Source organism: Halomonas sp. GXIMD04776 (assembly GCF_049808615.1).
Taxonomy (GTDB): Bacteria; Pseudomonadota; Gammaproteobacteria; order Pseudomonadales; family Halomonadaceae; genus Modicisalibacter.
In genome coordinates, this window is sequence record NZ_JBNCAN010000022.1 from 52,282 (window position 1) to 76,504 (window position 24,223).

The window sequence follows — 24,223 nt, forward strand, 5'->3', positions numbered from 1 at the left end:
AGGGTGGATCATCGATACATCAGAAGAAGCCCATCGGATTGATGTCGTAGCTGACCAGCAGGTTCTTGGTCTGTTGGTAGTGCTCTAGGGCCATCTTGTGGGTCTCGCGGCCGATGCCGGACTTCTTGTAGCCACCGAAGGCCGCATGGGCCGGGTACTGGTGGTAGCAGTTGGTCCAGACGCGCCCGGCCTGAATGCCGCGGCCCATGCGGAAGGCGACGTTCATGTCCCGGGTCCAGACGCCGGCGCCGAGGCCGAACTCGGTGTCGTTGGCGATCGCCAAGGCCTCCGCCTCGTCCTTGAAGGTGGTCACGGAGACTACCGGGCCGAAGATCTCCTCCTGGAACACGCGCATCTTGTTGTTGCCCTTGAGCAGGGTCGGCTGGATGTAATAGCCCCGCGAGAGTTCCGGATCGAGGCTCTCCTTGCCGCCGCCGGTCAGGAACTCGGCGCCCTCCTCGCGAGCCACGTCCATGTAGGACATGATCTTGTCGAACTGCTCCTCGGAGACCTGGGCCCCGACCTGGACGTCGGTATCCAGCGGATTGCCGCGCTTGATGGCCTGGGTGCGCTCCATGACCTTGGCCATGAAGGCGTCGTACATGCCTTCCTGCACCAGCGCCCGGGACGGGCAGGTACACACCTCGCCCTGGTTGAGGAAGGCCAGCACCAGCCCTTCCACCGCCTTGTCGATGAACTCCGGCTCGGCGTTCATGATGTCGGCGAAGTAGACGTTGGGCGACTTGCCGCCCAGTTCCACGGTGGAGGGAATGATGTTCTCCGCGGCGCACTTGAGGATATGCGAGCCGATCGGCGTGGAGCCGGTGAAGGCGATCTTGGCGATGCGCTTGTGGGTGGCAAGCGCCTGGCCGGCCTCCTCGCCATAGCCGTTGACGATGTTGAGCACGCCCGGAGGCAATAGATCGCCGATCAGCTCCACCACCTTGAGGATCGACACCGGCGTCTGCTCGGCGGGCTTCAGTACCACGCAGTTGCCTGCCGCCAGGGCCGGTGCCAGCTTCCAGGTGGCCATCAGGATCGGGAAGTTCCAGGGGATGATCTGCCCCACCACGCCGAGCGGCTCATGGAAATGATAGGCCACGGTGTTGGCGTCGATGTCGGCGGCAGTGCCCTCCTGGGCGCGAATGCAGCCGGCGAAGTAGCGGAAGTGATCCACCGCCAGGGGCAGGTCCGCGTTCAGCGTCTCGCGCACCGCCTTGCCGTTGTCCCAGGTCTCGGCGACGGCGAGCATCTCCAGGTTCTGCTCTATACGGTCGGCGATCTTGAGCAGGATGTTGCTGCGTTCCGCCGCCGAGGTCTTGCCCCAGACCGGCGCGGCCTGGTGCGCGGCCTCCACGGCCTTGTCGATATCCTCGGCGGTGGAGCGTGCCACCTCGCAGAATACCTCGCCGGTGACCGGGGTGACGTTGTCGAAGTACTGACCCTTGACGGGATCGACGAACTCACCGCCGATGTAATTGCCGTAGCGCTTGTCGAAATTGACCAGCGAATCGCTGGTGCCGGGGTTGGCATAGATCATGACGATGCTCCTGAGAGTGTTATGGTTGTACAGGTCCACTGACAGTGTTGGACACGCCAGCGAAACACGACATACTACCTTGGCAGGAACACGCCTCCTCCTTTGGTAGGAGCTGCCAGGAAGCAGGGTCAATCAAGATAAGTGGTGCACTTCCTGCAGACCGTAGACCGGCGTGGGAATTCCTTCCATCCGCGCCTTGAGCTGCAGCGCCAGATAGTGGGAGTAGTGACGGGACTGATGCAGGTTGCCGCCGTGAAACCACAGCGCTTCCTGCTGGGTCGGCTTCCACATGTTGCGCAGCTCCCCCTCCCAGGGCCCGGGGTCCTTCGGGGTATCGGAGCCCAGTCCCCAGCACTTGCCGACCTTGTCGGCCACCTCCTGGGAAATCAGCTTGGCCGCCCAGCCATTCATCGAGCCGAAGCCCGTGGCCAGCACGATCAGATCCGCGGGCAGTTCGGTGCCATCGGTAAGCGTGACGGAGTGCTCGTTGATCTTCTCGATCGTCACTCCGCTGGCAAGCTTGATGTCGCCATTGGCGATCAGCTCCGAGGCCCCCACATCGATGTAGTAGCCGGAGCCCCGCCGCAGGTACTTGAGGAACAGCCCGGAGTCGTCGGCACCGAAATCCAGCAGGAAGCCGGCGTCCTCCAGCCTCCGGTAGAACTCGGCGTCCCGCTCGCGAATCACGTCGAAGGCCGGCCTCTGGAAGTCGGGTAGCACCTTGTAGGGAATCGAGGCGAAGGTAAGATCGGCTTTCGAGGTCGTCATCCCGGCCTCGACGGCTTTCTCGGAATAGAGCGGACCGAGAACCTCCTCCATCAGCGAGTCGGACTTGACGATGTGGGTCGAGGAGCGCTGCACCATGGTCACATCGGCCCCGTTCTCCCACAGGTCGCCAGCGATGTCGTGGGCCGAGTTGTTGGCGCCGAGCACGATGCACCGCTTGCCGCCATACTCTTTACCACCCGGGTGTCGACTCGAGTGATGAAGCTGGCCCTTGAAGGATTCGGCCCCGGGAATCTCGGGAATGTTGGGCATGCCGGACATGCCGGTGGCCAGGATCAGCTGCTTAGGGCGCAGCACCACCTCCTCGCCATGGCGGTCGACCCGCACCACCCACTCGCCGGCGATCTCATCGAAATAGGCGGACTGGCACTGGGTCGAGCTCCAGTAGTTGAGTTCCATCACCTTGGTGTACATCTCCAGCCAGTCACCGATCTTGTCCTTGGGCGAGAACACCGGCCAGGTCTCGGGAAAGGGCATGTACGGCAGGTGGTCGTACCACACCGGGTCGTGCAGGCAGAGAGACTTGTAGCGGTTGCGCCAGGAGTCTCCCGCCCGGGCGTTGCGCTCGATGATGAGGGTGGGCACGCCGAGCTGCTTGAGTCGTGCCCCCAGGCCGATGCCGCCCTGGCCGCCACCGATGATCACGCAGTAAGGCTGATGTTCGTACCCCAGGATGCGCTCCTCTTCCTGCTTGCGCTCAAGCCAGCTGCGCCGATTCTTGGTCGCGCCATGCTCGGCGCCCTTGGGGCGCTTGTGGCCCTTGGGCTCCGGGAAGTCCTTGAGTGCCGACATGGTGGTCAACAGCGTCCAGCACTTGCCATCCTTCAGCCTGAGCAGGCCTCTGCCGTTCGCCACAGCGGTCTCGAAGGTCATCCAGGCCTCTACCACACCCTCCGACTTGCTGGCCTCACCCTCCACTTGCCAGTTCATGGGTCGCGCCTCGTCGAGGGTAGCTTTGAGCATGGACTGGATCTCATCCTTGCCCTCCACTGTCTTGATGTTCCAGGTGAAGGCGATCAGATCTCGCCAGTAGCAGTCGTCCTGAAACAGGTCCATTACCCCCTGGAGATCCTGCTTGCGCAGGGCAGTGTCGAAATCGGTCAGCCATTGACTTACCTGCTGGGTCGGTGTGCTTGTTGTCATCGTTGTTCTCCGTCTCCTGTCATGGAATTGATGCCCATAACTCATGGCAGGATTCATGCCAGACCACGGCGATGATCAACAAATCTTTTGCGTGCGATTGATTTAACAGGTTTTTTCCTGGCACCCGGCGGGAGGTGTCCAGGCTCCCGTGGTGTAACGCTCCCGGGCTGTACATGACAGCTGTCACGGCCATGACAGCAAAAGCGTTACACCTGTAACCCTCGACCAAGGGTGAAGCCTTTGCTGATTGACTTCACCTAGGAGGGGCATAGGCTGAGGGCAGGATTGCCAAACCGCCGGTTTCCAGCCAGGTGAGCGATTCTCGGAGACAGTGATGGACCTGCGAGCTGAAAAACGCCAGCATATCGATACCCTCATCCAGATCAGCGAGGGTAAAGAAAACAAGACAGGCTCCTTAAGGGACGTGATCCGTCGCTCCTGGGAGCGTTGCATGGGCGAATACCGGCTCGACCCCAGTCGACCCCGGCCTGCCAGAGTGGTCACCCATCAGACCCTGCGCGAACATCAGGAGACCGTCGACGAGCTATTGCATGTCGCGCGCGTCGGCGTCGATCGGCTCTATGCCCAGATCGCTCAGCCCGGCTATGTTCTGCTGCTCACCGATAATCGCGGTATCGCCGTGGAATTTCGTGGTGAGCGCCAACAGGATCGCGCGCTGCGCAAGGCCGGTCTTTATCTTGGCGCCGACTGGGATGAGCGCTATGCCGGCACTTGCGCCGTGGGGACCTGTCTCCACGACGCTCAAGCGATTACCTGCCATCAGAGCGAACATTTCGATGCGACCCACATCAGCCTGACCTGTACGGCGGCTCCCATCACCGACCCTCAGGGCCAGGTGATCGCCGTACTGGACATTTCCGCGCTGCAGTCGCCCCGCTCCCATGACAGCCAGAACTTCGTGCTTCCGCTGGTGAATCTGTATGCGCGAATGATCGAAGATGCCTATTTCATGCATCGCTATCGCGATTGTCTGATCCTTCGCTACGACACGGCCCGGGAGTTCGTGCATCTCAATGGCAGGGGGCTCATCGCCATCGAGGAAAACGGCAGCATCATCGCCGCCAACGGCAACGGACGTCTCCTGATCGACGCTCATTTACACCGCTGGCCCGCCTGGTCGCCGGGCTGGTCCCTCTCGATCACCGAAGTGTTCGACGTCGAGATCACCGAGGTACTGGGCATCCTGTCGACAAGCGATGATCATCTCCGGGCCTTGCGCGCTCGCGCCGGCGACGTCACCTATTTCGCCACCCTGGTCGAACCCCGGCGACGTCGAATAGCCGGCCAGCCATTGCCCACGTCGCCGACGCCGGTCCCGGCACTGGATGTACTCGCCACCGACGATCCGGCCATGCACAAGGTGCTCAAGCTCGCCAGGCGCTTGCGCAACGAAGAGGTGAACGTACTCATCACCGGCGAAACCGGCACCGGCAAGGAGGTGCTGGCCCGCGCCCTGCACGAAAGCGGCAGCCGCGCCAAGGGGCCTTTCATCGCCGTCAACTGTGCCGCCATCCCCGAATCATTGATCGAGAGTGAATTGTTCGGCTATCTGCCGGGAGCCTTCACCGGCGGTCGTCGCAAGGGCATGCGTGGGCTGATTCAACAGGCCGATGGTGGCACGCTCTTCCTCGACGAGATTGGTGACATGCCACTCCCCCTGCAGACGCGATTGCTGCGGGTTGTCGCGGAGCGTGAGGTAATGCCACTGGGCGCCGAACGGGCGACCCCGGTCGACCTGCGCGTGATCACCGCCACCCATCGCGACACGAGCAAACTGGTCGTCGATGGCCATTTACGCGAGGATCTCTATTACCGGATCAATGGCGCCCACCTGCGGCTGCCGCCCCTGCGCGAGCGAGCGGATCGCCACTATATAATTCGCAGCGTCTTTGACGCTCTGGTCGCTGAGCGTCAGCAAAGGGTGCGACTGCGTGCCGATGCCATGAGCGCGCTACTTGCCTATACCTGGCCGGGTAACATCCGACAGTTGAAGAACGCCCTTGCCTTTGCCTTGGCGACCGTCGAGGGTGACGATATCACCGTCCATGACCTGCCGGAGGAGTGCCTCGGCGATACGCCGCCACCGCCAGTGACACTGATCCAGTCACCCGCTGAATTCCCCGCCGACGACAGCCAGGTACTGCACGATCTGTTGCGCCATGCCCGCTGGAACATCAGCCAGGTCGCACGCCGCCTGGGCGTGTCGAGACCCACCGTCTATCGCCGGATGCGCCGGCATGGGCTGATTCCTCCCAATCGGCTAAGGTGATCGAGAAAACCCGGAGTCGCTGTTGATGCATACCCTGCTGATTGCCGACGATCACCCCCTGTTTCGCGAGGCCATGGTCAACGCGATCGGTTCGGCATTGCCGGGAAGCAGGATTCTCGAAGCCGGCAGCCTGCAGGAAGCCCTGCAGCGGGCAAAGGCTCACGAGGAACTCGATCTGCTACTGCTGGATTTGTCACTGCCGGATGCGCAAGGACTCGCCGGTCTGGCCGAGTTGCGCGAACGTCTGCCCTGGCTGCCCGTGGCGATCATCTCGGCGCAGCAGAGTCGTGCCACGGTGCTGGAGGCCCTGAGCCTGGGGGCGGTGGGCTATATCGGTAAATCGACGCCGCGTCCGGAGCTGCTGTCGGCGCTGCAACGGATGCTCGAGGGGGACGTGTATCTGCCGCCGGCCATCCTGCGCCGGCCCCAGTCTCCTCCTGAAATCAACGCCGTTTCCGATGTCGCACTAGAACAAGCACTGGCACTGCTTACCCACAAGCAGCTTCAGGTGCTCGAACGCATGATTCAGGGGGAATCCAACAAGATGATCGCGCGGCGGCTCGAGATTGCCGAGACCACGGTCAAGACCCATGTCTCGGCGATCCTGAGAAAGCTCGGGGTCAACAGCCGGGTTCAGGCGATTCTTGTTGCCCGGGAGGTCGACCTGATCGCTCACCTCGCTCGCCAGCAACGATCAGGCGGCATCTGATTCATCGCCCTATGCTTCGCAGAGACGCATCAGCTCCATCTTAAGCCGCAAGGGTTTCAGCGGTTTGAGCAGGCAGCCATAACCGAGTTCTCGTGCTCGCTGCTTGAGCATGACGTCGTGATTGGCGGTGATCAGGATCACCGGGAGCCCCGGCCAGCGCCGACGCAGGTTCACGGCCACCGTCAGGCCGTCCGGCTCCGTCTCGTCGAGATGATAGTCAACGATCAACACGTCCGCTCCTGGCGCCTCGGCGCCCGTTGCCAACGTACGTTCCAGAACTGGCTGGGACGGCGCCACCACCACCTGGCAACCCCATCCGCCGAGGAGTGCCGCCATGCCCTGGCAGATCGCGGGATCGTTGTCGATCACCCAGATACGCTTGCCGACTAGCCCAGCCATGGCCGGCACTTGCTCCGTCGTGACGGGCCGCGCGGGTGCGGGCGAGAGCTTGCCATTGGGCACCAGGATCGAAAAAGCCGAGCCATGACCCGGTCGCGACGTCAATTGCACGGGATGCCCTAGCATGGCGGCGATGCGATCGACGATGGCCAATCCCAGTCCCAGACCGCGATCCTGAGAAGCCGACGGGGCATTGGCACGCTTGAATTCCTCGAAGATCGTGCCGAGCTGATCCTCGGCGATGCCTGGGCCGGTGTCGCCCACCAGGATTTCCAGGCCCCCGGGGCGGCGTCGACAGCCCAGCAGGACATGTCCCGACGAGGTGTAGCGGATGGCATTGGTCAGAAAATTGCGTATCACCCGGGCCAGCAGGGCCAGGTCGGATTCGATGACCGTGGAGCTGGCCACATAGTGCAGCGCCAGCCCGCGAGAGGCGGCGATCTGGCGATACTCTTCGGCCAGGACATCGAGCAGTTCGCTGACCTCGAAAGGAGCGATATCCGGCTTGAGCACCCCCGCGTCCAGGCGCGAAATATCCACCAGCGTGCCCAGCAAGGCCTCGACATCCTTCAAGGAGCGCCCGATATGACCGGCTAGAGTCTGAGACGTCTCGGGCATGTCCTGTTCGATCAAGGCGCTGGTGAACAGGCGCGCGGCATTGAGTGGTTGCAACAGATCGTGACTCACCGCCGCCAGGAACTTGGTCTTCGACAGATTGGCGGCCTCGGCTTCCGCCTTGGCCTCACGCAGGCGTCGCTCGGTGGCCACGCGCACCGCGATCTCGTCGCGCAGGCGGACGTTGACCTGGCTGAGTTCGTCGAGGGTACGGTGCAGCGCTTCGGTGCGCTCGCGCACCTGTTCGGCCAGCAACACCGCATGTTCGAAGGCAGCATAGGGGGCGCCACCGGCCACGCCGCTGGATTCCACCCGCTCGATCAGGGCCGCGCAGATCTTCTTCAGCCGATCGTTTTCTGCCGCCAACTCGCGTTCGCGAGGCCCGCCCTGCTCAGCGGTTTCGTCCATTCCCGACATGCCCAATGACAACCCCGGTGAAGGTCTGGTTGATATGCATGCCGTGGTGCTGCTCCCCATAGGTATTGAAGCCGATCACTCCACGCTCGCGCAGCAGTCGCGATGCCGCATCGAGTTGCCCAAGGGCTTCGATCTCCAGCCGACGCAGGAAACAGTCGCAGCCGATGATCAGCTCCGGGGCGCCCAATTTCGCTTCGAGTCGATCAAAGGTGCAAGAAAGATCGTCCAGGATCGACACCGGCTGCATGGCGGTCAGCACGATGCCGTTTTCCACCGCGCAGTAGAAGGTCAGGCTGCCATCCTCGTTGACGCGCTGGATGGAACGCACGTAATGGGACTCGCCGATGCGCACCGCCAGTGGAAAGCGGGCGAACACCTGCTCATCGAGTTCGTCGACCGAACGACCCACCAGGGCCGCATACGCCTCGGCGGCCGGAAGGGCATTCAACTCCACGACCCGGCGGCGTTCCCGGTCCGCCTGGGTCACCACCAGCTTCTCGCTGCGCGGGCGCAGATGATGGGTGGTGAAGACTTCAAATGGCTGCGGCGTATTGACCACCACCACGACTGCCGCCTGACTGTGAAAGCGCCCCTGGTGGAAGACATGGGTGTGTGCGAGACGATTATCGTCCCCCGCAGAGCCACCGAAGCTGGGAATACTGCCCAACGCTGCATCCAGGGTCGCCAACACCTGCTCCTCGCAGCTCGACAGGCCGTCGAGCAAGGTCAAGGCGAAGCTGTGATCACCGATCGGCGCCAGCGCCTGACGTCGGCAATCCTCGAGCAGTTCTTCCGTGAGGCGTTGGGCACGCAGCAGATCGAACCCTGTCAGATCCGTGACCAGGGCGCGGGAGATGGCAAAGCGACGACGATCGAACCCGATCGCCACGATGCAGCCACGGCTGTAACCCTGAGGGGTGATCTCGCCAGCGGTGGTACAACCGCTGATCGGCACCTCATCGAATGACTGGATCAGGGCGCCGCCAAGCGCCTCCAGGGGATACTCGGCGCTGCAGAAAAAGAGCACGAAACCGAGTTCGGCATGGCACAAGCCGGCCGCGAGTTCCTCGGCGGCGGCACAGGGATCGCGCCGCTCGCTGTAGACGATACGCAGGGCTGCACCCTCCTGGATCGCATCGGATGAGGGAAGATCGGCTATCGACGTATCGAGCATGGTGACTGTCGCTGAGAGGGCTTCGCTTCAGTGTATGCCGCGACCTTTCCCCCCACAACGTCGCCGGGCCGAGCAGCATTGTTTATTCGAGAATCACCAGGCGATTGGGCAATTCGTTGCGCTCATGGGTGGCCGGCACCTCGCGCTTGAGGTGTTCGCCACAGGACTCGATGCAGGTCAGGAACCCTTGCAACGTCTGGCCCTGTCTCACCTGCCGGGTGAAGGTGGCCACGATGGATTGCCAGGTCTCGTCCTTCAGGCGATTCGAGATACCCCGGTCGACCAGGATCTCCACGTAGCGCTCGGCTTCCGAGACGAAGATGAGCATTCCGGTCTCGCCGCTGGTGTGATGCAGATTCTGCTCCAGAAACTGCCGCCGGGCCAGATTCGATGCCCGCCAGTGACGTACGCTGCGAGGGATGAGCCGAGTCGTGATCCTGGGCATCCTGAACAGCAGCCCCAGCAGGATGAACGTGCCCCACTGCACCAGCAGCAACTCCGGGGCGCTCAACCAGCCAGGGAAATAGTTGATGGCGCCGGGTACCACCAGCGCCAGAATGCCCGCCCATAAGAGAGGAATGTAGGCATAGTCGTCCGCCTGGGCGGCCAGTACGGTGACCAGTTCGGCATCGGTGTCCTGCTCGATGCGGTTGATCGCCTCCGACACCTGGTGCTGTTCGTCTTCACTCAATAAGGCCATGATTTTTATACTCTGGAATACTGGGAGTTGCTAAATAAATTGCCGAACGGCGTAAAGCACAAGGCGCCCGGAGCACAGGCACCGGAGCATATGGGGTATATGTGAGGATGCCACGCACCGCGTAACGCAGTGATTTATTCGTGCAGGCATTTATTAAGTAACTCCGATTACCAGCCACCGGAGGCACCGCCGCCGCCGAAACCACCGCCTCCGCCACCGAAGCCGCCACCGCCGAAACCGCCTCCGGAACCTCCACGGCCCATGGCGGAACCCAGCAGGGCTCCCGCAAGCAATCCGCGGCCTCTACCCCGACCACGACCGCCTCCACCGCCGCCACGTGCAATGGCCATGACGATAACGAACATGACGAAGAACCAGATCGAGGCAGGGCCTGCCTGCCTGTCGGTGGCCCCGGAGGTACCGCTTTTCGGCTCCGCCAGGGGATCGCCGCCCAGTACCTGGATCATCGCCTCAGTGCCCTGAGTAATCCCCTCGGCGTAATCGCCTTGCTTGAAGGCCGGCGTGATGATCTGGTTGATGATGACCGAAGACTGCGCATCGGTCAGTCGCCCTTCCAGGCCGTAGCCGACCTCGATGCGCACCTTGCGCTCCTCGGGCGCCACGATCAGCAGGGCGCCGTTATCCTCGCCTTTCTGGCCGATACCCCAGTGGCGGCCCAACTGATAGCCGTAATCTTCGATGGCATAGCCCTGTAAGCTCGGCAAGGTGACCACCACGACCTGCTCGGTCGTCGCCTGCTCATGGGCCTTGAGCATCTCGGCCAGGCGGGACTCGGTCGGTTGATCGAGCAGCTCAGCCTGATCGACCACCCGCCCGGTCAATTCGGGAAACGAGGGCTGCTGCGCTTGAGCGCCCAGGGCATGAGTCAGCCACAATAGGCTCAGTAGTGACAGGAGTAGCGGTAGACGCAGATAGGTTCTCATCAGAACTCCACTTGGGGTGCCTGATCCGCATTCTCGGCGGTCGCCTCGAAGTTCTCGCGCAGCGGCATGTCGCTGTAAAGGAGGCTATGCCAGATCCGTCCGGGAAAGGTGCGAATCTCGGTGTTGTAGCGCTCGACGGCAGTGATGAAATCGCGCCGCGCCACCGCGATGCGATTCTCGGTGCCTTCCAGTTGGGATTGCAGCGCCAGGAAGTTCTGGTTGGAGCGCAGTTCAGGATAGCGCTCGGACACCGCCATCAAGCGACTCAACGCACTGGTCAACTGCCCCTGGGCCTGCTGGAATTGCTTAAGCTTCTCGGGATCGTTCAGCGAATCCGCATCGATCTGGATGGAGGTCGCCTTGGAACGCGCCTCGACCACCGCCGTCAGGGTTTCCTGTTCCTGCTTGGCAAATCCCTTGACCGTTTCCACTAGATTGGGCACCAGATCCGCCCGACGCTGATATTGGTTCTCGACCTGAGACCAGGCCGATTTCACCTGTTCATCCAGGCGCGGAATGTCATTTACACCACATCCCGTCACCAGCACCACCATCAGTAGAAGCAGCGTTGAGCGCCAGACGTGTCGGTAAGAAGGCATCAGCTGTTGCATTGGCATAACGGTGTTCGTTCCTGTCGTTACGTAATCAATAGGTAACCAAGGTACAGGTCGGCGCTCCAAGAAGAAAGCGACGGTTTGGCGGCTCTTGGAGATACGGCTTATAGTGCTTGCGCCATCGTCATCAAATCAACGTGGGAATAGCCATGACTAGGTCATATGTCGGACGGGGTCGGCAGTCAGAATACAAAGTCTTCTTTCGCGGCTTGATGATATTGGCCTTGTTGAGTTTTGCTTCTCTTGCCCAGGCAAATTCAGGCATGGAAAAGCCGCGCGTCAGGATTTTTGCCGCCGCCTCACTGACCGACGCCCTGAACGAAGCGATCGCCCGATATGAGTCACAAAACGACGTGAATATCGTGCCGGTCTATGCATCCTCTTCCACCGCTGCACGCCAGATCGTCAGCGGTGCGCCCGCCAATCTGTTCTTTTCCGCCAACGTACAGTGGATGGAGTGGCTCGAGGGTCAGGGCGTTGAGCTCGGCTCCAGAGTCAATCTGCTACAGAACCACCTCGCGCTGGTCGCTCCCTCCGGGCGTGAACACCCCTCTTTCATTCCAGGAAACGGAGAAACGCTGATCTCATTATTAGGTGACCAGGAACGCTTGTCGGTGGGTGACCCGGACCATGTGCCGGCGGGCATCTATGCCAAACAAGCACTGCAATTCTTGGGTGAATGGGAAACGCTGCAACCGCGACTGGCTCGCGCCGATAATGTACGCGCAGCCTTGGCACTGGTGGAGCGGGGCGAAACGCCACTGGGTATCGTCTACCAGACCGATGCCAAGGCCAGTGAAAAGGTCGATCCGCTTGGCCTTTTCCCGGATGACAGCCACGATCCGATCCTCTATCCGCTAGCCTTGGTCAATCTGCCTGCCAGTGAGCCTGCCCAGGAATTCCACCAGTGGCTGCAAGGCGACGAGGCGCTGTCGATCTTCTCCGCTGTCGGCTTCTCGACCGCCGATGACGCCAGTCGCTAGTTAGGAAGCAATACGATGCTCTCCGACGTCGAATGGGACGCCATCCTGCTCAGCCTTCAGATTGCGGGCACCGCCGTGGGCTGGATTCTGATCCCCGGCGTAGCACTGGCTTGGCTCATGGCGCGTCACGAGTTTCACGGCAAGGCACTGCTCGATGGCCTGCTGCATCTCCCCCTGGTGCTCCCCCCGGTGGTGGTGGGCTATCTATTGTTGATTTCACTTGGCCGCCAGGGCTTTCTGGGCCAATGGTTGAACCAATGGTTCGGCATCACCCTCCCCTTCACCTGGCAAGGCGCGGCGATCGCCGGTGGCATCATGGCCTTTCCACTGCTGGTGCGCGCCGTGCGGTTATCGCTGGAAGCGGTCGATGTGAAACTCGAAGCCGCGGCCAGCACCTTAGGCGCCAATCGCTGGCGGGTGTTCTTCACCATTACCCTGCCCTTGGCGTTTCCCGGACTATTGACCGGAACGGTGCTGGCCTTCGCCCGGGCGCTGTCCGAATTCGGTGCTACCATCACTTTCGCCTCGAATATCCCTGGCGAAACGCGCACCCTGCCGCTGGCGCTGTACACACTGATCCAGTCCCCGGGCAAGGAAGCGGCAGCGGCGCGCTTATGCGCGATCGCCATCGTGATCGCCATGCTGTCCTTGCTGATATCGGAATGGCTGGCGCACAAGGCCAAGAAACGCTTGCGAGAACGTGATGGCTGATCGTACCAACGAGCCTTTATCCGCGCACCACACCGCTTCCGATCATGACGTGGATTCCACTCCCTCGGGTCTCACCCTCAAGGTGGAAAAGCGCTTGGGGGATTTTTCGCTCAAGGCATCGCTTGCCATCCCGGCTAGCGGCGTCACCGCCCTGTTCGGCGCCTCGGGCAGCGGCAAGACCAGCCTGCTACGTCTGATCGCCGGGCTCGATGCCCCGGATAGCGGCGTCATACGTATCGGCGAACAAACCCTTGTCGACACTCATCAAGGAGTATTCTTACCGTCTCATCGACGTCGCCTGGGGGTGGTGTTCCAGGAAGCGCGACTCTTTCCCCACTACCGGGTACGCGGCAACCTTACCTACGGCATGCGCCCCACGGCACGCCCACGCTTCAATACGATCGTCGCCCTGCTAGGCATCAAATCCTTGCTGAACCGTTTCCCCGCCACTCTCTCCGGTGGCGAAGCAAGGCGCGTCGCCATCGGGCGGGCTTTGCTCACCGAACCGCGCCTGCTGTTGATGGACGAGCCCTTGACCGGCCTCGATGGCCCGCGCAAACAGGAACTGTTGCGCTACATCGCCCGCCTGGCCCGGGATATCGATATCCCTATCGTCTATGTCAGCCACGACCCGGACGAACTGATCGCCATCGCCGATCACCTGGTGCTGCTCGATCAAGGTCGCCTGCTCGCCCACGGGCGCCTGGACGAGTTGCTGATGCGCTTCGACCTCACCGAATACCTGGGCGGGTTCGATGCTGCCTCGGTCATCACCGCTACCGTCGCCGAGCACGATCACCACTACGCCTTGACCCAACTACGGCTGGAGGATGGCCAGCGTCTGACCATCCCCATCGTCGACAACCCCCTTGGCACCACGCTGCGCCTTCGCATCCCGGTGCGCGACGTGGCGCTGGCCCTGTCGAAATCCGAGCAGGTCAGCTATCGCAACCAACTCAGCGCCAGCGTGGAACAGATCGGCCTGGTGGCCGGTAACAAGACGTCCATCGAGTTGCGTCTACGGATCGGTGGACAGGTCTTGCGTGCTCGTCTAACACGCAAGTCCTTCGATGAGATGGGAGTAAAGGAAGGCATGCCGATCGTGGCATTGATACGCAGCGTGGCGTTCGATACGCGGTAAGAGGTGACAACCATCGCTACCCAGTCGTCGATGCCTCGACCCGATGAACGCAGCCTCTCGGGTAGCCCATCGTGGAGGGCATCGGTGAGAATCTGCAGCGGCGTATCATGTAACTCCTTGGTCGCGCGTAGCTGGGCGACAAGCCGCTCAAAGTAGACAGCCGCATTGGTGTTGGGACTGTTGATGATCAGCACATGGTCATTGCGCGAACAAACTACCGGTAGTCGCCATCGTTGTTCTACGCTAAGCCTTGAGTGATCGCTCTTTCATTTATATAACCGCGACCGCCAAAGAGGAAAAAATGGATTTACGCATTCAAGGACGTAAGGCGCTGGTGACCGGCGCCGACTCGGGTATCGGCTTCGCAACGACCCAACAGCTGCTGGCCGAAGGCGTTAGCGTCGTGATGACCGACATCGACCAGCCGACACTCGACGCCGCTGCGGCCAAAATGGACGCCAAGGAGGGCCAATTGCATGCCTTCGCGGCGGATATCACCAGTACCACCGCGGTACATGAGCTAAAAAGGCGTGTTGCCGATGCTATCGGCGAGATCGATATCCTGGTCCAGGCCGCGGGTATTCATGGTCCCGACGGGCTCTTTCACGACATCAGCGAAGAAGGCTGGCAGCACACCCTCGACGTCAACCTGATGGGACATGTCCGCGTGCTACAGGCATTTCTATCCGACCTGCGCAATGGCGGTTGGGGACGCCTGGTTTTCGTGTCGTCGGAAGATGCAGTCCAGCCCTACGATGACGAACTCCCCTACTGCGCGACCAAGGCTGCGCTTCTCTCTGTGGCACGGGGGCTCTCTCGTACCTATGCTCACGAAGGCTTGTTGGTGAATACGGTGTCCCCGGCCTTCATCGCCACCCCGATGACCGACGAGATGATGGACAAGCTGGCCGAGCAGCGCTCGATAAGCCGGGACGATGCCATCCAGTCCTTCCTTAGAGAAGAACGGCCATTCATGGAACTGGGGCGTCGCGGCGAGCCGGACGAGGTGGCCGCGGTCATCACCTTCCTGTGTTCCGATCGGGCCAGCTTCGTCAATGGTGCCAACTATCGGGTCGATTCCGGCGCGGTCGCCACGATTTAAACGATTTCCTTCCACCAGAACGGATGCCATAGCGAGCAAGGAGGCCACCATGGCGACACAATACGACTATCTCATCATCGGCAGCGGCATGACGGCGGATGCAGCAGCAAAGGGAATTCGCGAGCGCGACGCTGAGGGCAGTATCGCCATCGTCGGAGACGACGAGGATCCTCCCTATACTCGTCCCGCATTATCCAAGAAACTCTGGACGGATCCGGACTTCGGCCCGGATGACAACTGGCTGAAGACCGTCGACTCCACCGACGCAACGCTTTTGACCGGCACCAGGGTCAGCGCCATCGATCCTACCAAGCACAGGATTACGCTGGAGAACGGCGATCAGCTCGCCTACGGACGTTTGCTGTTGGCGACCGGGGGCACGCCCAAGACCATGGACGTGCCCGCCGGTGATCGGGTCATCTATTTCCGCAGCTTCAAGGATTATCACCAGTTGCGTAGGTGGAGTGGCAAGGATCGACACATTGCCGTGGTCGGCGGCAGCTACATAGGCACTGAACTGGCCGCTGCTCTGGTGCAGAATTCGACCCGAGTGACATTGATCTATCCTGACGACATTCTTTGTGGATCAATGTTTCCAGAGGATCTGGCGCGGCACTTCGAGAAAACCTTTGAGGAAAATGGCGTCAACTTGCAGCCGAACACTACGGTGGAGTCCGGCAGCCCGGACGATGATGGCGTCACTCTGACATTCTCCAGTGGCAGTGAGCAGCACTTCGATGCGATGGTGAGTGGGCTAGGCATCGAGCCCTGCGTCGATCTGGCGATCAGCGCGGGTCTCAGCGTCGACAACGGCATCGTCGTGGATCAACACTTGCACACCAGCGCCGAGGATATCTACGCCGCTGGCGATGTCGCCAACTATCCCGATCACATCCTCGGCAGACGCCGCATCGAGCACGTCGATAATGCCACTCAAATGGGCACTGCAGTGGGTAAAATCATGGCGGGCAGTGAAGAAGCCTATCACCATACGCCTTATTACTACTCCACCGTATTCGATATGTCCTACCAGGCCGTGGGCACACTGGATGCCTCATTGACGACCGTCGAGGACTGGACCGAGCCGCTTGAAAAAGGCGTGGTGTATTACCTGGACGGCGATACGGTAGCTGGCGTACTGCTCTGGAATGTTAAGGACAAGCTGGACGCAGCGCGAGACGTGCTTGCGGACAAGTCTTCTCAGGATGTGTCCACGCTCAAGGGGCGAATTGAGGTGCAGTGAGGTCGCCAATCCCATCAACTCATCGCCACACCAACCAGTGGCGATGATCATCTTGGAGCGATATCGACGCCCGAGGCGCCGATATCGTTCTGCTGACCAAATGAGATTATGTACTGGCTTCGGCCGTCATTTCTTCTTCGCTGCGCTTGATCATGGCATAGCCGACGCCGGTCACAATGGAACCGATCGCTATGGCTGTCAGATAAAGTAGCACTGGCGAAATGGCGTTGGGTATCAATAACACGAAGATACCACCATGAGGCGCCATCAATTTGGCGCCGAACAGCATCGATAGCGCCCCGGTGATCGCCCCGCCAATCATGGCGGTGGGAATAACGCGCAACGGGTCTTTAGCGGCAAACGGAATCGCACCTTCGGTGATAAAACACAGCCCCAGCACCAAGGAGGCCTTGCCTGCCTCGCGCTCCGCTTCGGCAAACTTGCTGCGGGCGACGAAGGTCGCAATGCCCATGCCGATGGCCGGCACCATGCCGGCGGCCATGATCGCTGCCATCGGTGCGTAGGTTTCCGAGGCCAGCAGGCCGACGCCGAAGGTGTAGGCGGCCTTGTTGACCGGCCCACCCATGTCGAAGCACATCATGCTCCCCAACAGGATGCCCAGCAGCACGGCGTTGGTCGAGCCCATGTTCTCGAGGAAGCTGGTCAGCGCCGCGAGAATGCCCGACACCGGCTCGCCGATCAGATAGATCATCACCAGCCCCGTCACCAGGCTCGCGACCAGTGGAATGATCAGGATCGGCTTGAGCGACTCGACGCTCTGCGGCAGCTTGACGTGCTGAGTGACCGCCTTGGCCACGTAACCCGCCAGGAAGCCGGCGATGATCCCGCCGATGAAGCCCGCGCCGATGTCCGAAGCGAGCCAACCACCGATCATGCCCGGTGCGATGCCCGGACGATCGGCGATGGAGTAGGCAATGTAACCGGCCAGCACCGGAATCATCAGTTTGAAGGCACTGTCGCCGCCGATCTTCATCAACGCCGCGGCCAGGGTGCCCTCCTCCTTGAAGGCCTCGATGCCGAACACGAAGGAGAGCGCGATCAACAAGCCACCGGCGACTACCATCGGCAACATGAAGGACACCCCGGTCAGCAGGTGCTTGTAGACGCCCTTCTCCTTGACGCTCTTCTTGCGTTCGCCACCCTCGCCGCCACCGGCTGCCTGACTTTCCACTTCCGCATTGGCCAACGCCTCTTCGACGGTCTGCTTGGGCTTTTTCAACGCATTGCCGGTGGAGGTGCGCCATATCCGCTTGCCGGCGAAGCGGGTCGGATCGACCTCGATGTCGCAGGCCAGGATGACCAGGTCGGCATCGCGGATTTCATCCTCGGTCAGCGCGTCCTGGGCACCCACCGAGCCCTGGGTCTCGACCCGCATCCGATGACCCAGCGCACGACCGCCCTCGGCCAGCGCCTCGGCGGCCATGAAGGTGTGCGCCACCCCGGTGGGACACGCCGTCACCGCGACGATATTCTTGCCCTGGGCGGATGGCTGAGTCGGACTAGATGTGCTCGAGGGCGCGGCCTCGGGCACCTCATAAATAGCCGCCTCCCGATTGGCGCGGTCGAGAAAGTCCGCCGGGTCCGGCAGCGCCTGATTGATCGAGGCGCGAAATAACCGCTTGCCGGAAAAGCGCTGCGGGTCGGGTACCCGGTCGGCGGCCACGATGACAAGCTCGGCGGCCCCGATGGCGTCCTGGCTCACCGGCGTTAGCGGTTCAAGCTCACCGTGCATTTCCACCGTCGGCTGCCAACCGCGATGCTGGGCGGCCTGCTCCAGGCGCCGGGCAGCAAGAAAGGTCGTGGCCATGCCGCTCGGACAGGCGGTAATGATGATGACATTCATTGGCGCGCTTCCTTCGCGTCCGCGCCGTTCAGGTGACGCACGCGGGTCTGTTGTTGGAGATGATCGACATCGACGGCCTGGGGATCGCCCACGCCGACATGACGGACGGATTCCGCGGACAGCGCCGTGGCCAGACGCAGCGCCTGCTCGGCAGGCAAGTCGCCGAGCACACCGTGCAGCATGGCGGCAAGCAGCGTATCACCGGCGCCGACGGTACTGACCACGCTCACCCGGGGCGGCATGGCCAACCAGATGCCGCGCCGGCTGACCCAAAGCACCCCATCGCCGCCGGCAGAGATCATCGCCTCCTCGATGCCGGAATCGTGCAGACGCTGGGCGGCCCGCAGCCACGCCGCGTCATTGTTCAGCGTTTCACCCGCCCAGGCGGCGAGCTCCAGCTCGTTGGGCTTGATCGCGTTGGGCTTGCACTCTTCAGGCTGGATGGCGATGGCGGCTGCCAGTGCCGGGCCACTGGTGTCGACCCAGACCGGCAGCCGCTGTTTGCGAAGGTGCCGAATCAGGGAGGCCAAGTCCTCGGGCGAGACACCCGGCGGTAGACTGCCGGCGATCACCACCGCATCGGGACGACGCGCCGGATCGGCGACTCTGTCATCAATATCATCCACAAGGCGCCGAAAGGCCTCGCGATCGATGTGCATTCCCGGGCCATTGATATCGGTGACGCGCCCGTCCTGCTCTGAAATCTTGGCATTGATACGCGTCTCGCCGGGCACGCGAAGGAAGGCATCTTCCACGCCCAGATCGGCGAAGGCACGCCGGAACGCGGCATCGTTGGCGGCGCCGAGAAAGCCCGAGACCGTGACCTCATGATCCAGCGCCACCAGCACCCGGGCCACGTTGACGCCCTTGCCTGCGGGGTCGAGACGGGTCGACTCGGTGCGATTGACCGCTCCCGGAGTCAGTTCCTGTAACCGAATCGCCAGGTCCAGCGCGGGATTGAGACTGAGGGTGAGTACCTTGGCCATTAGAGGGCCTCCAAGGCTTCGCGCACCGCGTCGCTGGTGGATTGAGCCAGGGCGAGTTCGGCATGTCGACGCGCCTCCTCGAGGGTCAGCTCGCGCAGCCGCGCCTTAACCATGGGCACCTGACGCACCGAGACCGAGAGCTCATCGACGCCCAGTCCTACCAGTACCGGTACCGCCTGGGGGTCACTGCCCAGCTCGCCGCACACGCCGACCCATTTCCCCTTGGCATGCGCCGCCTCGACGGTCATCTGGATCAACCGCAGCACTGCCGGGTGCAGGCCATCGGATTGTGCGGAAAGCTCCGAATGGCCGCGATCGATGGCCAGGGTGTATTGGGTCAGGTCGTTGGTCCCGATGGAGAAGAAATCGACCTCTTCGGCCAGGCTCGGTGCCAGCAATGCACAGGAGGGAATCTCGATCATCACGCCCAGTTGCACATCCGGGACCTGGATCTCCTGTTGCACCCGCTCGAAGATGGCGCGCGCGGCGCGAAATTCGGCGATGTCCTTGACCATCGGGAACATGATGCGCAGCGGCTTGTCGCCGGCCGCGGTGAGCAAGGCACGCAGTTGCGTTTCCAGGATTCCCGGGCGGGTCAGCGCCAGACGGATGCCGCGCAGGCCGAGGAAGGGGTTGTCCTCCTGGGGCAATGGCCAGTAAGGCAGTGGCTTGTCGCCGCCGACATCCAGGGTGCGTGCCACCAGCGGCCGGCCGTCGAGGGCATCGATGGCCTGACGATATTCACCGATCTGTGTCTCCAGATCCGGTGCATCGGCATGGGCCATGAACACGAATTCGGTGCGCAAGAGACCAACGCCTTCGGCGCCATGCTCGACGGCATCCGCGGTATGGGCCGTGTTGCCCAGATTGGCGGCGACCTCGACCCGATGGCCATCGCGGGTGCGGCCCTCCTCGAAGCGAGCGGCATAGGCTGCGCGCTGGCGCGCCTCGTTCTCCTTCAGGCGCAGCTCGGCACGCTCGCGACGCTCCTTGGAGGGTGCGGGAATCACCCGGCCACGCTCCCCATCGAGGATCAGATCGCTGCCATTCTCGAGGGTCATGATGCGCTCACCGGCCCCCACCACCGCCGCAATGCCCAGGGCGCGCGCGAGGATTGCACTGTGCGAGGTCGCCCCGCCGCGAGCGGTGAGCAGGCCGCGCACCTTGGCGGTGTCCAGCCGCGCCACGTCGGAGGGACCGACATCCTCGGTGACCAGGATGTAGGGTTCGTCGGGAGGCGTGGGCATCTCGACGCCACACAGAAGCCCCAGCACGCGCCGACCGACGTCGCGCAGGTCCGCGGCGCGTTCCGCCAGCAGGCGATCAGCAAGCATCTCCTGGGCCCGGGCGGCGGTATCGATGCTCTGCCACCACCCCGCCTCGGCGGAGAGCCCGTCGTCGATACCCTCGTGAGCCGCCTCGCGCAGCTCCGGATCCTCCAGCATCTCTTCGTGCATCGAGAGGATTTGCGCGACCTCACCGCCCTGGGCACGACGAATCAACGCCTCGAGCTGGTCGGTGGCCTCCTGTAGCGCCCGCGCCAGGCGTTCCTTCTGGACGGTCGCATCACCGCCACGTTCGCCGCCGAGGTCCCGGGCGCGCTCGGGATAGTCGAAGCGCGGCAGACGCATCACGAAAACCGGCGCGATCGCCAAGCCAGGCGCCGCCGCAACGCCGGGGTGGGACGTATCGGCCGCCAGCGGTTCGAGCTCGGCCGGGGTCTCGTCGGCGACATCGACATCGCGACGTTCATCGAAGGCCGCGACCTTTTCACCAAGTCCATCGCCGACCGCCGCGGTCACTGCCTTGAGTGCGTCTTCCGCGCCCTCGCCTTCGGCGGAGAACACCAGCGTCTGACCACGTCGTGCGCCGAGACCGATGACCTTGGTCAGGCTGGCGGCGGAAACCGTTTCGGCACTGCCTTCGAGCAGACGCACCTTGATCGGCATGCCCTGCTGGCGTGCCACCTGCACCAGCTGCTTGGCCGGGCGCGCGTGCAGCCCGTGAGCATTGAGCACCCGGGCACGGGCGGTCTCGGCACCGGCACGCTCACCCGCCAGACGCGCCAGCACGGTGGCGGCATCGGCGTCGGCGAGCGCTTCACCGTCGCCGGCATCGAGCAGCGCCGCCAGTCGATCCAACAGGCCCAGATGGGCATCGCCCTGGGCGGCCAGGCAGAACACGCCATTGACCGCACCCTTGGGGCCGACGAAGGCCGATTCCGGCGTCGCCAGCGACAGGGCCGGCGTGGTTACGCCCCGAGCGCTGCTGGCCAACCATAACCCCTGCCCCAGCGACACGGGTTCCTGTTCGACGATGGCGGAGACGAAATCGCCGTTCACGCAACCGGCCTGACGCAAGCGAGCGGCGCCAGCCAATGCCAGTTCGAACCGATCCTTGGCCGGAAAGTCGAGGCACAGGGTATCGATATCGACCCGCGCCACCACCGGGGCCTTGGATAGCTGGGCAATGATCTCGGCACGACTGTCGGCGTTGGCCAGGCGCTGTGCCACCCCCTCGCGATCCAGCACATGGGTCAAGGCGCGCAAGATATCGAGGTGCTCGTCACTCTGGGCGGCGATGGTCACCAGCACATGTACGCGATTGCCATCGTGCCATTCGACCCCTTCGGGGAATTGCAGCACGCGAACCCCGGTGGCGAGCACCTGGTCGCGGCTTTCCGGCGTGCCATGCGGAATGGCGATGGCATTGCCCAGATAGGTCGAGGATTGCGCTTCGCGCTCGCGCAGTCCGTTGCGATACTCCGAGGTGGCCCGTCCGGCCTCGACCAGCGAATCGGCGGCTAGATCCAGGGCACCTTGCCAATCCTCGGCACGGCAGTCGAGCAGAACATCGTCTTCTTGGAGACTGAGCATCTAACCTCCTCTCAACGTCCCGATATCGTCTTGTTCGAGATGCTGAATCGTGTCACCTTTGATTTCATGTCATGCTGAAACGATCCTGCTGATTAATCAAGCATCGATGTCTACGACCTTCGCTGCATCTGATTTTGCACGTCTTGCGCTGTCGCGCCCTTAGCATAGCGTTCAGAACAAGGATACCAAGGAGCCCTCATGACCCTGGCTGAAATCGCTCGCCTGGCCGGCGTCTCGCGTACCACCGCCAGCTATGTGATCAATGGCAAGGCCGATACGCATCGCATCAGCCGCGATACCGTGGCTAGGGTAATGGCTGTGGTCGAGCGCCACCAATACCGTGTCGATGTTCAAGCCGCCGCCCTGCGCAGAGGTCAGAGCCACATGCTGGGCCTGATCGTGCCGGACCTCGAGAACACCAGCTATGCGCGGCTGGCCAAGCGTCTGGAGCGCGGCGCTCGGGAGCAGGGCTTTCAATTGTTGATCGCCGGCTCCGACGACGAGCCTGACACTGAGCGCGAACTGGCCTTGGCACTACGCGCTCAGCGTTGTCAGGCGCTGATCGTGGCCAGCAGCCTCCCTTCCGACGATGATTTTTATCGTGACCTCATGGCCGGGGGACTGCCGGTGATCGCCGTGGATCGACTGCTGGACCCGACTCGGTTTACCTGCATCGTTAGCCACGACAGCAGCGCCGCCGAGATGCTGACCCGCTCGGTATTGAGCCCGCAGGTCAAGCACATTGCCTGGTTCGACGCCGTGGATGGGCTGTCGATTACCCAGCAGCGGCGCCAGGGCTTCCATCAGGCATTGTCCGATACCACGGCCACGCCCTGGGTGCTCACCGCCCAGCGCTACGATCGCACCGAAGGCGCGCGACTGATGCGTCAATTACTCGATGACCGACGCCTGCCGGATGCCCTGGTCACCGCTTCCTACACCCTGCTCGATGGCGCCCTCGATGTACTATTAAAAAACGGCGGGCTGTCCGAGACACTTCGCTTGGCCACCTTTGGCGACGACCGCCTGCTCGACTTCCTGCCCCAGCCGGTCAATTCACTGCCCCAGGATCATGCGCGCATCGCGGAACTGACCCTGACCCGCGCCCTTGCGGCCGCCCGGGACGACTATCATCCCGGCTGCGAATTCGTCGAGCGTTCACTGCGACAGCGCCGCTCGTCGGTCTAGCAAATGAATTCTGGGCGATACTGGCAAAGACCCCCATCGCTGCCGACACTAGTAAGGTCCAAGCATGCTTCAGGAGATCAGAGATGTCGGAACTGCCCTTCGCCAATCGTCGCGCTGCGGGTCGGGCGCTTGCCAAACGACTCCTTGCCTATGCCGATGACGAGACGCTCGTATTAGGGTTACCGCGTGGCGGTGTACCGGTGGCAGCGGAAATCGCTCGGGAATTGAAAGCCACTCTCGATGTCATGGTGGTACGCAAGCTGGGGGTACCAGGTCATGAGGAATTTGCCATGGGCGCCATCGCCAGTGGCGATGTGACAGTGCTCGATGAGGCGTTGGTCAAACGGTTGAACATCGGCGAGAAACGCTTGCAAGCGGTGATCGACAGCGAGCATCGCGAGCTTGCACGCCGCGAAAATGCCTATCGGGGTGATCACCCCTACCCCGATCTGCACGGGCGACAGATCATTCTGGTGGATGACGGCATCGCCACCGGTTCCAGCATGCGCGCGGCGATTGCAGCCATCCGCCGATTGGGGGCCGAGCGCTTGATCGTGGCCGTGCCGGTCGCACCTCGCGATGCGCTGGACACGCTGGCTCCCGACGTTGACGAGATCGTCTGTGTGGCCACACCCGAGCATTTCCACGCGGTAGGGCAGTGGTACATCGATTTCGACCAGACCAGCGATGCCCAGGTCAGGGCGTGTCTAGCTGATTCAGCACGGGCCCCTTTTCACCCACACCAATAGCCGCATAGTCAACGACATGTAACAAAGGGTATTCTGATTGTTTTCCGGT

At 62.3% G+C, this 24,223-nt stretch carries 19 protein-coding genes; 9 read left to right on the forward strand and 10 right to left on the reverse strand.

Annotated features, from left to right (window positions below):
• Positions 1-19: 19 nt before the first annotated feature.
• Positions 20-1,540 carry an acetaldehyde dehydrogenase ExaC gene (gene exaC, locus ACPF7Z_RS14905; protein ID WP_425194042.1) on the reverse strand — a complete coding sequence of 507 codons (1,521 nt, stop codon included), beginning with the start codon at positions 1,538-1,540 and terminating at the stop codon, positions 20-22.
• Between the two features lie 132 nt (positions 1,541-1,672).
• Positions 1,673-3,469, reverse strand: coding sequence for an NAD(P)-binding domain-containing protein (locus tag ACPF7Z_RS14910; protein WP_425194043.1), 1,797 nt, complete (start codon positions 3,467-3,469; stop codon positions 1,673-1,675).
• 334 nt (positions 3,470-3,803) lie between these two features.
• Between ACPF7Z_RS14910 and ACPF7Z_RS14915 the strand changes: the two genes are divergently transcribed.
• Both ACPF7Z_RS14915 and ACPF7Z_RS14920 read left to right on the forward strand, forming a co-directional pair.
• Positions 3,804-5,759 (forward strand): sigma-54-dependent Fis family transcriptional regulator, encoded by a 1,956-nt coding sequence (locus ACPF7Z_RS14915; protein ID WP_425194044.1) that lies wholly within the window; start codon positions 3,804-3,806, stop codon positions 5,757-5,759.
• A gap of 25 nt (positions 5,760-5,784) precedes the next feature.
• Entirely contained in the window at positions 5,785-6,468 is a 684-nt protein-coding gene (locus ACPF7Z_RS14920) for a response regulator (RefSeq protein WP_425194045.1), read from the forward strand.
• Between the two features lie 9 nt (positions 6,469-6,477).
• Here ACPF7Z_RS14920 and ACPF7Z_RS14925 read toward each other — a convergent pair whose 3' ends face one another.
• The 5 genes from ACPF7Z_RS14925 to ACPF7Z_RS14945 all read right to left on the reverse strand — a co-directional run bounded on the left by ACPF7Z_RS14925 (position 6,478) and on the right by ACPF7Z_RS14945 (position 11,334).
• Positions 6,478-7,890, reverse strand: coding sequence for a hybrid sensor histidine kinase/response regulator (locus tag ACPF7Z_RS14925; RefSeq protein ID WP_425194046.1), 1,413 nt, complete (start codon positions 7,888-7,890; stop codon positions 6,478-6,480).
• The gene (gene nosP, locus ACPF7Z_RS14930; protein WP_425194047.1) at positions 7,874-9,073 is read right to left on the reverse strand and encodes a nitric oxide-sensing protein NosP; all 1,200 of its coding nucleotides are present in this window, start codon (positions 9,071-9,073) and stop codon (positions 7,874-7,876) included. The genes ACPF7Z_RS14925 and nosP overlap by 17 nt, the downstream gene beginning before the upstream one ends.
• Before the next feature lie 82 nt (positions 9,074-9,155).
• Positions 9,156-9,773, reverse strand: coding sequence for a TPM domain-containing protein (locus tag ACPF7Z_RS14935; RefSeq protein WP_425194048.1), 618 nt, complete (start codon positions 9,771-9,773; stop codon positions 9,156-9,158).
• Positions 9,774-9,940: 167 nt separating this feature from the next.
• A complete protein-coding gene (locus ACPF7Z_RS14940; protein ID WP_425194049.1) occupies positions 9,941-10,717 on the reverse strand; it encodes a TPM domain-containing protein in 777 nt (258 codons plus the stop codon).
• Positions 10,717-11,334: a LemA family protein gene (locus ACPF7Z_RS14945; RefSeq protein WP_425194050.1), complete on the reverse strand. Its 618-nt coding sequence runs from the start codon at positions 11,332-11,334 to the stop codon at positions 10,717-10,719. The genes ACPF7Z_RS14940 and ACPF7Z_RS14945 overlap by 1 nt, the downstream gene beginning before the upstream one ends.
• Positions 11,335-11,543: 209 nt before the next feature.
• On the opposite strand from ACPF7Z_RS14945, the gene modA reads away from it, so the two are divergent.
• The 5 genes from modA to ACPF7Z_RS14970 all read left to right on the forward strand — a co-directional run bounded on the left by modA (position 11,544) and on the right by ACPF7Z_RS14970 (position 16,511).
• Positions 11,544-12,314: a molybdate ABC transporter substrate-binding protein gene (gene modA, locus ACPF7Z_RS14950; RefSeq protein ID WP_425194067.1), complete on the forward strand. Its 771-nt coding sequence runs from the start codon at positions 11,544-11,546 to the stop codon at positions 12,312-12,314.
• A gap of 15 nt (positions 12,315-12,329) precedes the next feature.
• The gene (gene modB, locus ACPF7Z_RS14955; RefSeq protein ID WP_425194051.1) at positions 12,330-13,025 is read left to right on the forward strand and encodes a molybdate ABC transporter permease subunit; all 696 of its coding nucleotides are present in this window, start codon (positions 12,330-12,332) and stop codon (positions 13,023-13,025) included.
• Positions 13,018-14,166, forward strand: a complete 1,149-nt coding sequence (gene modC / locus ACPF7Z_RS14960) for a molybdenum ABC transporter ATP-binding protein (RefSeq protein ID WP_425194052.1) — start codon at positions 13,018-13,020, stop codon at positions 14,164-14,166. Before modB ends, modC begins: the two co-directional genes overlap by 8 nt.
• A gap of 301 nt (positions 14,167-14,467) precedes the next feature.
• Complete coding sequence (locus ACPF7Z_RS14965; RefSeq protein WP_425194053.1) at positions 14,468-15,268, forward strand: SDR family NAD(P)-dependent oxidoreductase; 801 nt, start codon at positions 14,468-14,470, stop codon at positions 15,266-15,268.
• A 49-nt stretch (positions 15,269-15,317) separates the two neighbouring features.
• Positions 15,318-16,511, forward strand: coding sequence for an NAD(P)/FAD-dependent oxidoreductase (locus ACPF7Z_RS14970; protein ID WP_425194054.1), 1,194 nt, complete (start codon positions 15,318-15,320; stop codon positions 16,509-16,511).
• A 106-nt stretch (positions 16,512-16,617) separates the two neighbouring features.
• Here the strand turns inward: ACPF7Z_RS14970 and ACPF7Z_RS14975 are convergent, their stop codons facing one another.
• From ACPF7Z_RS14975 to ptsP, 3 genes are read right to left on the reverse strand one after another with little or no spacing between them, the layout of a single operon-like run.
• Positions 16,618-18,375, reverse strand: coding sequence for a PTS fructose-like transporter subunit IIB (locus ACPF7Z_RS14975; protein ID WP_425194055.1), 1,758 nt, complete (start codon positions 18,373-18,375; stop codon positions 16,618-16,620).
• Complete coding sequence (gene pfkB / locus ACPF7Z_RS14980) at positions 18,372-19,361, reverse strand: 1-phosphofructokinase (RefSeq protein ID WP_425194056.1); 990 nt, start codon at positions 19,359-19,361, stop codon at positions 18,372-18,374. The genes ACPF7Z_RS14975 and pfkB overlap by 4 nt, the downstream gene beginning before the upstream one ends.
• Positions 19,361-22,237, reverse strand: a complete 2,877-nt coding sequence (gene ptsP / locus ACPF7Z_RS14985; RefSeq protein ID WP_425194057.1) for a phosphoenolpyruvate--protein phosphotransferase — start codon at positions 22,235-22,237, stop codon at positions 19,361-19,363. Before ptsP ends, pfkB begins: the two co-directional genes overlap by 1 nt.
• A 198-nt stretch (positions 22,238-22,435) precedes the next feature.
• On the opposite strand from ptsP, the gene cra reads away from it, so the two are divergent.
• Together cra and ACPF7Z_RS14995 are read left to right on the forward strand one after the other, a co-directional pair.
• The gene (gene cra / locus ACPF7Z_RS14990) at positions 22,436-23,425 is read left to right on the forward strand and encodes a catabolite repressor/activator (RefSeq protein ID WP_425194058.1); all 990 of its coding nucleotides are present in this window, start codon (positions 22,436-22,438) and stop codon (positions 23,423-23,425) included.
• 83 nt (positions 23,426-23,508) lie between these two features.
• On the forward strand, positions 23,509-24,174 hold the full coding sequence (locus tag ACPF7Z_RS14995; protein WP_425194059.1) for a phosphoribosyltransferase: 666 nt from the start codon (positions 23,509-23,511) through the stop codon (positions 24,172-24,174).
• Positions 24,175-24,223 lie beyond the last annotated feature (49 nt).